The organism is Aquimarina spinulae (assembly GCF_943373825.1).
Lineage (GTDB): Bacteria > Bacteroidota > Bacteroidia > Flavobacteriales > Flavobacteriaceae > Aquimarina > Aquimarina spinulae.
The window spans coordinates 1,535,996-1,549,027 of record NZ_CALSBP010000002.1; the positions used below are offsets into that span (position 1 = coordinate 1,535,996).

Genomic DNA, 13,032 nt, shown 5'->3' on the forward strand with positions numbered 1-13,032 from the left:
CCCTCAAAACATTGATTTTCAAGAATCCCAGCATTCTAATATAGTTATAGACGAAAGGTATGTCTTTCGATAAAAACCATTCACCGACAGCAATATTCTACTCATCGAAATACCTTCTCGTACAGCGCATATCGTAGCTACATTTGGAATATAAACCTCAAAATACTACCATTATGAAAACGGGAATTATCATACCATGCTATAACGAAGAAAACAGATTAAATGTAACTGCTTTTTTAAACTTTATACAAAAGGAAGACGATTTCCACTTATGTTTTGTAAACGACGGAAGTAAAGATAATACTGTAGGTGTATTAAAGGAGATTCAATCTCACAACCCTCTTAAAGTAAGTGTTATTGATATCAAAAAAAATTCTGGAAAAGCGGCAGCAGTAAGAGCAGGTGCCAGATACTTACACAGTAGAGGTGATATAGAATTCATTGGTTTTATTGATGCTGATTTATCTACAGATTTTGAAGATTTTAACGGACTTTTAAAAACATTAAAAACAAACAAAAGATTAAGTTTTGTTTTTGGATCTAGAGCTAAAAACGCTTCAGATGATATCAAAAAAGATGGTTTTAGAGCAATGATTTCTAAACTTATTAATATCCTTATTGTATTCATTTTGGGATTATCTATTCAAGATACACAATGTGGAGCCAAAGTGTTCAAAGCAGACCTGGTTCCTGTGATTTTTAACAAAAGCTTCTTTAGCAGATGGTTATTTGATGTAGAAATGTTTATAAAAATGAAAAAGCACTTCGGTGAAACTGAAATTATGAATAAAATTTATGAACAACCTCTTAAAAGATGGGTTCATATGGAAGATTCTAAGTTAGGATTAAAAGATTCGTTAGAAATTCCTTACAGGTTATTATCGATATGGTTTAACTATAATGTACTTCAATCTTTACAGGTTTCATTTTCTAAAGAAATTATCGAACCTACAATAGAAGTATACGGAATGGCTACTCCGGCTTTAGCTGCCTAAGGTATAAGATTACCTTACAAAATTTGACTCGAAATTGCCCCTAAATATATCTATCAATAAAGAGAACATACTTGTATAAAGTATGTTCTCTCTTTTTTATTTTACATCGATCGACTAATAAGGTTACTTAGTAAATTTTACAATGGTATATTCTCTATTCACTATATCTCCTGATTTACTTTCAACAGTTTCTATTTTATCAATAAATTCGATTGATCTGAACGGTATTTTATTTACTAAAATTTCAACTTTATTAGCATCATACAGTTCAAACCTTGAGTTTACAAAAGGTAGTGTTTTCATAAAATTCATATTGGCAAATGCTATAGAACACACTCCGTCTTTTTTTAAAACTCTATAAATTTCTGCTAATAAAAAGAGTGGTTTTTCCCAAAAGTAAATTGTGTTTACCGACAGTATTTTATCAAAAAAATGATCTGAAAAAGGAATCGTATTCCCATCGTAAAGCAAAAATTTAGATTGGTTATTTTTCACAACGTTATTATTAAGCTTCTCAGATTCAATTTTCATTGATTCTGATATTTCTAAACCAACATATGATATGCCGTTTGCTTGCTTTAGAATTTCATTGAGATGAATGGCATTACCATGCCCTAATTCTAAAACATGGTTCTCTTTTTCAAGTTGTAAACTCTCAATCGTATTAAGGATCATCCCTAAGTTAGACTGATTCATTTTTTTTGCTATTTCCAGGCCAGAATCTCCACTAGGGCAACTTAACTGGGATGCTATTGTTTTCAATTCTTTTTCGGTCATAGCCTTTTCTAATATAAATCAATTGATAGTGTATACTGCACAATGCCAGGTAAATTGATATGCTACACTATCATATGTTCCTGGTTTTTTATCTTCGTGTGTTGCTTCAATCACATATCGGGTTTCAAAAGGCAAACTAAATGTTATCATTCCGTTCTTATCGGTTTTTACTTTTTTTGACCAGTCGTCTTTTATGAATAGTGTAACTTCTGCTTCTGCCAGAGGTTTGTCTTTAAAAAGTATTTGAAGCTTAGCCTGTTTAGATGTTGTAGAAAGATCAACTATCGCTATACTTTCGGGATTTATGGCAACCGTTTTATGTGTCGTATTTTTTCCTACTTCTACCTTAGCAACCGAATGGTATTGTGGTCTAAAAATACCATAATCATATTGAGTATAATCTAAAACCTTATATTTCTTATTATCTAAAACGATGGAGTATGTCCCTTCTGATTTTGGAATAAAATTAGCTACATGATAAGCTGATTTTGCTTTGGTCTCTAGTTTTATCTTATTCCCTTGTTGATCCACAACCCAAAGTGTAAAATGTTGTGCATTTTGAAATACTTCACCGTCTGTTTTTTCTATTACTCCACTAGCAAACTCTCCAAAATAGATACGTATTTCGTGTTCTTGGTTTATAGCTCCATTAGGATTGGTTTCTATCCAAAAGAAGTGTGCAAAAGTTTTTGTAGTACATAATAGTAGTATAATTACTAATCCTGTTATTTTTCTCATTTTATGATTTAATTTAAAAAACACTCCTAAATCATTTAGGAGTGTTTTTTAATTATGATTACTTACTTATTTTATAAGTTTTATCTCCTTTTTTGATAATATACAATCCTTTTGAAAGGTTTTGTACCAAAGCTTCTTCTTCCTTTGCAGTTACCATTTTTTGAGTAATTAATACTCCTTGTATCGTATATACCAATATTTGATAAGGTCTATTTTTTGTATTGTTTCTTACTTTAAAAGCTCTTGAAGGAGGATCTCCTGCTCTTACTTTGAAGGGCAAACTAACTTCAGCGCTATAATCTGAGTTTCCTGCAAGAGTTTTTTCAATTCTTATCTGAAGTGTGTAATTACCAGCAGGTAGAGATGCTCCGCTAAAATAAGATCCTTTATCATCAAAATAAAACGAAATAAAAGGTCTATTTTGTCCAGAGTTTAATGGTTCTAACTTAAATACATTATTTGATGGTTTATAGAAAGCTACATTAGGATCATCATTGGCCCATAAATATACATGAACATAGGATGTTTCTGAAGGTGCATTTCCAATATTTTTAACCCCTACTTTAAAGTCCATTCCTTTACTGAAGATGCTTTTATATATATAATGACCTCCAACGACACAACCACTACCTGGAGCATAACAATCACTCTTGAAATCAGATTTTTGTAATTCTTCGAATTGAAGATTTGGATTACCTGTTACTACAGGACAACCATCATTAGAAGCTGGACCAGGTTCGTTAGGGCAATTATCTTGATAATTTTGTACCCCATCTCCATCAGAATCTCTGTTGTCCTGATTATCGCATGCATCACCAATTCCATCATTATCTTTATCTTCTTGATCAGTATTTGCTGTATTAGGGCAATTATCATCTGCGTCTGAGACACCATCTAAATCCGAATCTGGGCATTTAGAGAATTCCAATTTTGCTCTTACTCTATTATGTACGCCAGCTGCGATAAAATAATCGTTTATAGTAATTTTATTTATTGAGCCTGACAAAGAATTAATGCTATAAGTATATTCATAGGTATTATCGTCTACCTTTGTCCAATCAGAGATATTGGTTTTCTTAGTATCTGTTAATGAATTATCCTGCCAAAATTTAATTATCCTATCATTACCATAACTTATTGGTTTATCTACAGGAGTATACAATGTTATTTTTGCATCTGCAGAATTTAAACAGTCTTCACTATTTAAATTCTTATTGGTTAAAGTTATATTGTCATTACATTTTAAAAATCTATAACTAATCAATTCCCTCTCAATTCCCCCTATAGGCCCTCGAGCGTAATAAGTTATTAATACTTTTAACTCATTTGATGTTGTCGAAGTTATGGAAGATAGATCAAATATATAATGATATTCATTTCCAACTATTCTTACATCATTTTTTGTAATTCGCTTTTCTCTTATTGTAGTAAATGAACCGCTTTCTTTTTGTTGAAATTTGATATTAAAATAATTTCTATCACCTGAAAAAACTGGGGATGAAACAAGAACTTTTACAAGTGCCCTTGCCTTGTTTAGACAGTTTTCTGTATTATATGTTTTACCAATCAGTTTTATTGAATTTGAATAACTCGATTGAAGACTACATACAAATAGCAGAAAGAATATTATTTTTTTCATAATGTTTAGGTTTTAAAAGTTTTGTTAAAGAGTACCTAAGCAATTAAGGCACTCTTTATTTTAGATTTGTTTTATTCTATTAAATAACTTTGTATTAGTTTAATTTGTTACTTTGAAAATTCCTTTAAGTGATACTCCTTGTACTTTAGCTCCTTTAGTTGCCGTTGCAGTTTTAGGATCTACAATATACACATGTGTTTCTGTAGCAGTAGAAGCACTTATATACGCTTTGCCATCTTCTACAAACATCGGAGAAGTATATCTCTGACCATGAATTGGCACTCCTTGTACATCGGTTACTGTCTTATTGACCAAATCAATTACAACCATTTTCAAAACGTCTTTTTCTAAAAATGCTTTCCAAGGACCGATAGTGTCATCTATAATAATTCTTGCTATAGCTTTACCATTGCCTACATAATCCATCCAGAAAATTTTCCCACCATTCGGCGCATTTTCTACATCAAAGAAATAATCTTTATCGAATTCTGTAGTTCCGTTTTTAATTCTTAAAATACCTGAAGGCTTTGTTACAGAAGTAAAACCAGCACTTAATGCAGAACTTGAATTTGAATAGATATCCCCATTTTCAGTTTTTTCGATCCCTGTACTATGCCCATTAATTCCTATCGGACTGGTTCTATCATCATAGATTATTTTTTCTAATTCGAATTCGGGATATTTAAAAACAGCAACATAGGCTCTACCTACATCAACTGTTACTGTACTGCCATCTGCTAAGAGTTTTTGATAAGAAACAAACAATTTATCACCTTGTAAAACCATACCAGTAACCCACGGAATCGTTCCTGGATTAGCAGCAGTACCATCACCCACAGTAATATCAATTGGATGTTCTACTATTTTCTGTAATTTTCCAGTTTCAGCATCTATAATATGAAATCTTTTATCAGATAATGCTTGTATAGATCCTTCTTGAGATGTTCCGCCAAAAGTCAATTCTACAGCCAATAATGTATTATCATCTATTGCTGCATAGTTATTCAAAGTAGATTCAAAAGTAAAGTTTCCTTTTTCTACTAATTTACTTTCCGTGTCTAAACCATAAGCTATACATTTATCATCATCACCATATCCCACGGTAAAAACTGTATTTTCGACACCATGAAAGAACCTCCAACCTTTTTGTGGTATTCCTTGTCCCTCTACAGAAATTTCACCTGTTGTAAGGGACTCTAATGAAGGTAGTTCTAAAATATAATCTACCGAAGATGCGTCCCCTACAGGAAACGCCTCAAATCCTACTACATATTTTGAAGTAGAAGTTTGGGAGGAATCTACAATAGCCCCTCTATCATCATCACTACTACAAGAAGTAGTTAGTATTGATACTACTGCTAGCAGCATCAAATATTTAATACAATTTATTATTTTCATTATGATATGATTTATAGTTATTACTAGTTTTTGTTTGTTAAATAGTATCTTAATTTTACATAGAAAGCTCGTCCCGGCTGTTGTATTTCAAAATTATCATACACTTTCTTGTCAGTTACATTTCTTGCCTGTACAGAGATATTATAAGTCCCTTTTTTAAAAGAATATCCTAGTTGTACATTATGTGACAATTGTTCTGGTATAATAGCCCTCTCGTTTGGATCTCCTTCTACAAAAGAGGTTAGTGGATAATCATGTACGTAGTATGAACCCCAGGAGAATGTTACTTGATCGTTGGTAGAAAAAATATCTTTTAAATTACATCCTATTCTGGCATTACCGAATAGATATGGAATATTAGCAATTCGTTGATTTTTTAGAAAATCGACCCCAGAATTCTCTCCTACATTACGATCAATAATATTTTGATAGGTTGCATTAAGATCCAGAAATAGAATATCATTATATAATGTTCTAATTTCGCCTTCTACTCCTGTACTTCTTGCTGCTGCCGTATTATAAAACTTAGAAAAAATTCCTTCAGATCGAATTGCAACAAAATTCTCTGATTCTCTAAGGAAAACGTTAGTATCAAAACGCAATTTGAACTTATTAATATCTGTATTTAAAAGAACTCCAAGATTTGCATTATAACTCTCTTCTGGTAATAACTCTGGATTTGATTTCAACAAAAAACCATCTCCAAAAACCTCATAGCCATCAGGGATCCTGAATGTTTTCTCAAACGAACCTTTTACCTGAACGTGATCTGAAAATTTATAGGTCGATGCAAATCCATACCCTAACTCTTCGAATGTATTCTCAATCTTTGTAAAACGATCTGCTTCTACATTAGTAAATACATCTTCAATAATACCTTCTGAGTTTAGTAAATATCCTTTCGCAAATAGCGTGGTATTCCAGGTAGCATCAAATAAGCTCAAATCATAGGATACACCAAATATATTTTTGTCTATAATATGAGGGTCATTAAAAGGTATTCTTCCCACTCTGGCAGGATCTTCACCTCTTCTTTTAATATAATTCTTGGTAAAATTAATATTGAACTTACTCTTGTCATTGATCTTATAACTCCCATAAGCATTAATCAGATGTGTATTATCCTTAAACTCAAATAAGGTTTTACTGAATTCGAGTTCTCCTAAGTTTTGATCCCCTCTTTCTATAAAATTACCAAACCAATCATATTTTCGTGCAGAAGTATCTACTACTTTGTCATTATTTTGACCAATAGAAGCATAAAGTTTTACTTTCAGTTTTTCCTTGAGTAGATTTGCTTTCTCAAAAGTGACAGAAGCTTTAATTACACCATTCTCTGTAAAAACTTCACCAAATGGATTCTGAGGATCAATAGGATGCTGAATCTCATTTTTATTAGCCGATGCGGTAATCCCAACCAGTAATTTATCTGCAAATTTTTTATCTACAAAACCAGTTTCAATACGGATCATTTGAGAATTATATGCGTCATGAAATCGTCTTACATTATCACGCCTAATCCCTGTATCGTTCCCCAGTTCATCCCTTATTTCAATACCATCTATCTTATAGTCATTATCAGAATAATTATAAAAAGAAGAAACTTTTACAGCAAAGCCTTTTTTACCATAATATTGCCCATTTATCGTAGCACGATGTGTATTAAAAGAACCTGTATCATAGGAAACATCCAGAAAATTATTTTTACGTTGGTTTGTAATGATGTTTACTGCACCTCCCAAAGCATCTGCTCCTAAATATATGGGAACAACACCTTTATAGACCTCGGCTCTGTCTACCAAAGTTGCCGGAAAATTATTTAGTGACAATGAGCTTCCGAAATTTTCTAAAGGAATACCATCGATAAAAAATTTAACTTGTTTGCCGGATAAACCGTTTAATGAAAAGTCAAAACCAGAGCCTAAACCTCCTCTTTGTCTTACATTAACACCAGGAATAGTCATTAAAATAGAGTTAACATCTACGCTTACATTTTTAAGTCCTTTGGTCTGTACAACTTCAACTTCGAATGCTTTTTCTCTTGTATTTCGAGCGTTAGATTTTGCATTTACAATTACATCACTTAGTTGCTTAATATCTTCTTGTAAAACAATTGTTAAGGATGTAGTTGTTGAATTACTTACTGCTATCTTCTTTATGTAGTTTTTAAAACCTACAAAACTAGCTTTTAGAGTATAGGATCCCGGAGGTATTTTTAAACTAAAGTTACCATCAAAATCACTTACAGTCCCTTTATCTTGAAGTTCTAAAACCTGTATAGATGCTTCGGGAATCGGATTAGAATCCTGATCCAAAACCACACCTGTTACCTTGCTCTGAGCGTTACAGACCATTGCGTATAAAAGCAGAAAAAAAAGACAACTGTTTTTTCTTAAAATAATCACTGACATTACAATTTTTTTTAAACAATTTAGTTTAGACTTTATATTATTATTTATATTTGGTCTAAATAAATTTAATTGCAAAATTAGTATCTAGGGAAAGAGAAAAATGACGCATCATGGATAAAAAAAGACGCAATAAAGAGTCTTCAAAAACAACAAACTCAAACAATCAAAATAAATGCACATTACATACTGTTACAGAACTAATTAATACCCAGGAACACTGTGGTATACTTACAAAAAAATTTCAATTCCTACCAGAATATGGAGATGGTTATATAGAGTACAATCATTTTGATGGGTTACATATAGCAATTTTTGATGTATCCTTAAACAAGGATTTCGATATTCATGGGACATATGCGATAAATGCCCTAGAGCTTTCTTACCTAATTGATGGTGAACAAATCATTAAAATTAATGGAAAAAATTATGATCTGATTTATGAAAGCCAGGAAAGTTACCTCGTATATATATCCCAAACTTCTGGATCTATTAAATATCATAAAAACAAATATTTTAAAGAGATTAAGATTAGAATGAGTCTGGATTTTATTAAAAAACATAAACTCGACTCAGCATATGGAATTCGTGAAAAATATGAACTAGAAAAACAGGATAAAGAGTTTACAAAACCTCTATGTACCAAAACCCAGGAAATACTTGCAGAGCTATTAACCGATACTCGACAAGGTCTATTAAAACGTTTATTTCTAGAATCAAAAGTACTAGAGTTACTTTCTCTACAATTAGACATACAAAAGAATGCTAAAACTGAAATCTCAAATACCGATAACCTAATTAAAAAGCTATATGAAGTTCAGTTTATTATAAGCTCTGATTTAACCATTCAATATTCTGTTCACGAATTAACCCGTATGGTTGGACTTAATGACTTTATACTTAAAAAAGAATTTAAACGTGTTTTTGGTACTACAATCTTTGAATATGCTTTGAATTTGAGAATGAGTAAAGCAAAAAAATTATTGCAACACGGAAAAAAACCGATATATGAGATTTCAGAATTAGTAGGCTATAAAAATTCTACTCATTTTACTGCTGCTTTTAAAAAGCTCGAAGGCATTACTCCTAAAAAGTACAGACAAAAAGGATTGGAAACAATAGGATAAAACAACTGTGATATGCATATATCCTCTTAAACAAGTTCGACATACTAATTTATCCGATTATTTTGCAGGATATCATTATATTCTTCATGAAATAAAACCCCTAAGACTAATTCCTCTAACCCATCCAAAATTTCTGGAGTTAATTTAAAATTAATTTCCACCTGTGGAGTATTACATTTTATGGTTTTATAAAAATTTTGATTATCGCAATTATCGCATTGACATCCTTTTCGGGCAGAACGAATAACAGTAAGAAATGTTTTTATTTCTTTGTTATTCATCAAAACGGCAATATCACCTATTTGCAGTTGTATTTTTTGTTTTGCCTCGTTTTCGTCATTATTTTTTTTTACCCTATAGGCGGCACCAGTGCTATTACAATACAATGGATCTAAAATATACATATCTATTAAATTTCGATATTCAAATTTATTGTATTATTTTTATTTAGAATAATTAAAAATAATATATTTTTGTAGAAATATTTAATTGTAACCATTATGGAAAAAATTGGCTTGTTCTATGGATCAGATACCGGATGTACTGATGATATCACCAAAGATTTTGTTTCTCTTTGGGGTAGTGAAGAGTTAGACGTGCGAGAAATTGATGATGTATCTAAAGAGGATTTTGATCAATTTAAAATCCTAATTTTAGGATTATCAACATGGTATGACGGTGATCTGCAAAGTGATTGGGAAGCTTTCTTTGATGATTTTAAAGAAATTGATTTTACCGACAAAGTAGTGGCTATTTATGGTTTGGGAGATCAAATCGGGTATGGAGAATACTTTGTAGATGGTATTGGTATACTTGCCAAAGTTATATTAGAAAACGGAGGAGAGATCATAGGGCATTGGCCTATAGAAGGATATCGATTTACAGATTCTGTAGCTGTCATAGAAGGAAAAGAAGATTATTTTTATGGTCTCGCATTAGATCATGATAACGAATCTCAATTAAGCGATGAACGCTTAGAAAAATGGATCTATCAGTTAAAATTAGAGTTAGAACCTTATCTGGTTTTAGAAGAAGTTGTTTTAAGCTAATCTATTTAGAATTCTACTTTTACTTTTCTAGATTGCGCATTTATGAGGATTTCCATCTTACGAAGATCGAATGTACTGATCTTCATACATGCCTCTACCCATAAATCTGTGATTTTCAAAAGTTCTTCTTTTCGTAGCGGAAAAACATTTTTCTTACTTTTTACATGATGGTACTCAAAATTAAATTTTTCGGTTGTTTTATTTATAAAACTATGTAAAGATACTATTCCCTCTCCTTTTTCGGCCAATTCTTCTATTAACCCCAATGATTGTAAATATCTTGCTTTATGAATTTTATCGCTTTTTAAAATTGTATTAGCATCTCCTGTACTAAGTTTTCTCAATAACAAACTATAGGCTCCCATTCCCGGAAATAGATTGAACTTATTTTCTGGTAAACAAAACTGCGTTTTTCCTTCTGCAATAATATAATCGTGGGCTAATGCACATTCAAATCCACCGCCATATGCATTTCCCTCTACCAAGGCGATCGTTAGTATTGGCAGATCAAAAGAGCTGTAGATATTATAAATCGCATCAATACATAAATGTGCATACATCTTTAAGTTACTTACATTTTTTGACCGTATATTTTCTAAGAAAAACGGAAGATCTCCCCCCATGTTATAAATCCCTTCATGTTCTGAAGCCGAAACAATGAACTTAAGAGGGCGATCCGGGTGTGAAAAATAATCCTTTATCCAAGATGAAAATTCTTTAAACTCTTTCAGTCCTTTTAAACAGAAATTAGGCATTCCTGTATCTTTGATTTTCCATAATAAAAGTTCATGGTTTCTAAAGTATTCTACTGTAATACAATCAAATTGTCGCATGATATTAAGGTTTTTGTAGAGATATTGAATTTTTTGTGATATTATTTTGCTTTTTTGTGTGCTTCGACCAAAATGGTTTATCAAACAGTAATTTTTGGATTCCGAGTGTTAACATTATATAAAAAGGGATCAAAATCAGAACTCCTGTAATGCCAAATTGCTGGTATCCTAAAGCTCCCATTCCCCAACAGATAATTACCCATTGAATGATGTATATCGTAGTTACTCGTTTACTACAGTAATATAGAAACTCAAAAACTCTATTTGCTTTTATATAGGTAACTAATATATGCGCTAACCACATTAGCACTAAATTGAATCCTGCCAGATAAATAGTTCCTCCTGGTCCTAAATGAAAATAATCTCCGAAGTGATACTCAAAATTATAAAAACACAATCCACCCCCGATCAACATCAAAAGAACACCTGCTATAAACATTTTTTTAAATATATGGGCATTACTTTTATTATTCTCTTTATACCACATTCCAAAAAACATCCCAATAAGTATAAAAGAAAACCAAGGAAATACAGCAAAATATACATTCCACTTTGCTCCCCACATTAGGTCCAGGATATAATCCACACTTCCTATTCCTAATTGGAAACCGTGTACCTCCTTGGTTACTACAGCTATTATAAATGCTATAATTAATGGTACATACTTGTTTTTTGAAAATTTGTTTATAATTCCCATAAATAATAGAGAAACTCCAGCAAGTTGTAATATATCACCAGTAAGCAACATATAGATCATGTTATCTATAGTAGCAGGAGCTGTCCAGCCATAGGCTTCTATAAAAGCATCTGGCATTGTCCCAATTAGAACTGGTAAAACAAATTTTAGAAAGTTCATAATATATCCTGCTGCCAGAATATATAATGCCCGTTTTATAGATAATACTATGCTTTGATTTCTGGATAAGGTAAATGAAACTCCCATTGCAATTAAAAACATCGGAGTTCCTTTTCCTATAAAATGAACCACTCCTCCTAGCCAGGTATTTGATTGAGTAGATATATCACCATATATCCATAAGGTATGTACTATGATTACCATCAATACACTTACCCCTCTCGCTAAATCTATTGCTAAAATTCTATTATTATTTCTCATCTGTATTTACGTTTGTACTTCTTTTTGTGTTCGTTTTATTAGTTCGTCTCGTATCCATGCTTCAGATCTATAATCACTTGCTTTTTTACCTCCATCAATATGGTTCCAACCGGGATACATAATCAAGTATTTTAATTTGTCTGATAATTTTTTTGCTGTCTTCATATCGGCCCAAAGCTCTTTCCATAATAGCAATTGAATTTGCCATAAACTCTCACTATTTATACTATCACCCATTAATCCATACACGGGTTTTTCATCATCTAGTTCGACTTGTAGGGTTCCAAAAATTTTATCCCAAATAGAAAAAGTCTCTCCGTAGTTTGTATCTAAGTATTTATGATTTTTGGCATGATGTACTCTATGCAGAGAAGGAGTTATAAGAATCCACTCTAACCAAGGCTGTCTACCGATTAATTTTTCGCTCACATGTTCATAAAGTCCGTACAAATTTGCTATTAACTCTATGATAAAAATCATAAATGGATCAAATCCTAATAGAGGAAGCCATAATATGGTATGCGGCATGTGCAAAAAAATAAGAAATGATCCTCGTACTGCTACCGTTAACTTCATTTCTTCTGCGGTATGATGCACCCCATGGATACACCAAAAGAATCTAATTTTATGCCCTATAAAATGCATTACATAAAACATGAAATCATATAAAAAATAGGCCAGTATCCATATATACCATTCATATCCTAAGGTAAATAAGCGGTATTCATATCCCCACATCATTATTCCCAAAATCACAATCTTACCCAAAAAAATGTACGGAATCGATTCTAATATATAGGATACGATATTTACTACACCTTCTTTATGGCTTTCTATTTTCCTGGTTATAAACAGAATAACCCATTCTATAACGACTAGAGTTATAATAACAATTCCAGAAATACTCTGAAATTTATCTAACCATATTTGAATTGTTTCGTTCATGCCTTA

The 13,032-nt window shown here is 31.7% G+C and carries 12 protein-coding genes; 3 read left to right on the plus strand and 9 right to left on the minus strand.

Features of this window, described 5'->3' with window-relative positions; translation table 11 throughout:
• Nucleotides 1–173 precede the first annotated feature (173 nt).
• On the plus strand, nucleotides 174–995 hold the full coding sequence (locus NNH57_RS12390; RefSeq protein ID WP_074407462.1) for a dolichyl-phosphate beta-glucosyltransferase: 822 nt from the start codon (nucleotides 174–176) through the stop codon (nucleotides 993–995).
• 123 nt (nucleotides 996–1,118) lie between these two features.
• On the opposite strand, the gene NNH57_RS12395 is transcribed toward NNH57_RS12390, so the two are convergent.
• The 5 genes from NNH57_RS12395 to NNH57_RS12415 form a co-directional block, all read right to left on the minus strand.
• The gene (locus tag NNH57_RS12395) at nucleotides 1,119–1,772 is read right to left on the minus strand and encodes a class I SAM-dependent methyltransferase (protein WP_074407461.1); all 654 of its coding nucleotides are present in this window, start codon (nucleotides 1,770–1,772) and stop codon (nucleotides 1,119–1,121) included.
• An 18-nt stretch (nucleotides 1,773–1,790) separates the two neighbouring features.
• On the minus strand, nucleotides 1,791–2,510 hold the full coding sequence (locus tag NNH57_RS12400; RefSeq protein ID WP_074407460.1) for a DUF4198 domain-containing protein: 720 nt from the start codon (nucleotides 2,508–2,510) through the stop codon (nucleotides 1,791–1,793).
• A gap of 58 nt (nucleotides 2,511–2,568) precedes the next feature.
• Nucleotides 2,569–4,149, minus strand: coding sequence for a thrombospondin type 3 repeat-containing protein (locus tag NNH57_RS12405; RefSeq protein WP_074407459.1), 1,581 nt, complete (start codon nucleotides 4,147–4,149; stop codon nucleotides 2,569–2,571).
• A 99-nt stretch (nucleotides 4,150–4,248) separates the two neighbouring features.
• Complete coding sequence (locus NNH57_RS12410; RefSeq protein WP_108809109.1) at nucleotides 4,249–5,547, minus strand: DUF4374 domain-containing protein; 1,299 nt, start codon at nucleotides 5,545–5,547, stop codon at nucleotides 4,249–4,251.
• A gap of 23 nt (nucleotides 5,548–5,570) precedes the next feature.
• Nucleotides 5,571–7,958 (minus strand): TonB-dependent receptor, encoded by a 2,388-nt coding sequence (locus tag NNH57_RS12415; RefSeq protein WP_108809108.1) that lies wholly within the window; start codon nucleotides 7,956–7,958, stop codon nucleotides 5,571–5,573.
• A gap of 110 nt (nucleotides 7,959–8,068) precedes the next feature.
• On the opposite strand from NNH57_RS12415, the gene NNH57_RS12420 reads away from it, so the two are divergent.
• Nucleotides 8,069–9,082: an AraC family transcriptional regulator gene (locus NNH57_RS12420; protein WP_108809107.1), complete on the plus strand. Its 1,014-nt coding sequence runs from the start codon at nucleotides 8,069–8,071 to the stop codon at nucleotides 9,080–9,082.
• Nucleotides 9,083–9,126: 44 nt separating this feature from the next.
• Here NNH57_RS12420 and NNH57_RS12425 read toward each other — a convergent pair whose 3' ends face one another.
• On the minus strand, nucleotides 9,127–9,486 hold the full coding sequence (locus NNH57_RS12425) for a hypothetical protein (RefSeq protein WP_074407455.1): 360 nt from the start codon (nucleotides 9,484–9,486) through the stop codon (nucleotides 9,127–9,129).
• 96 nt (nucleotides 9,487–9,582) lie between these two features.
• Between NNH57_RS12425 and NNH57_RS12430 the strand changes: the two genes are divergently transcribed.
• A complete protein-coding gene (locus tag NNH57_RS12430) occupies nucleotides 9,583–10,131 on the plus strand; it encodes a flavodoxin (protein ID WP_074407454.1) in 549 nt (182 codons plus the stop codon).
• Between the two features lie 5 nt (nucleotides 10,132–10,136).
• On the opposite strand, the gene NNH57_RS12435 is transcribed toward NNH57_RS12430, so the two are convergent.
• The 3 genes from NNH57_RS12435 to NNH57_RS12445 are packed head-to-tail and all read right to left on the minus strand — an operon-like array spanning nucleotide 10,137 to nucleotide 13,026.
• Complete coding sequence (locus tag NNH57_RS12435) at nucleotides 10,137–10,964, minus strand: crotonase/enoyl-CoA hydratase family protein (RefSeq protein ID WP_074407453.1); 828 nt, start codon at nucleotides 10,962–10,964, stop codon at nucleotides 10,137–10,139.
• 4 nt (nucleotides 10,965–10,968) lie between these two features.
• The gene (locus tag NNH57_RS12440; protein ID WP_074407452.1) at nucleotides 10,969–12,081 is read right to left on the minus strand and encodes a heparan-alpha-glucosaminide N-acetyltransferase domain-containing protein; all 1,113 of its coding nucleotides are present in this window, start codon (nucleotides 12,079–12,081) and stop codon (nucleotides 10,969–10,971) included.
• Nucleotides 12,082–12,087: 6 nt separating this feature from the next.
• A complete protein-coding gene (locus NNH57_RS12445; RefSeq protein WP_074407451.1) occupies nucleotides 12,088–13,026 on the minus strand; it encodes a sterol desaturase family protein in 939 nt (312 codons plus the stop codon).
• Nucleotides 13,027–13,032 lie beyond the last annotated feature (6 nt).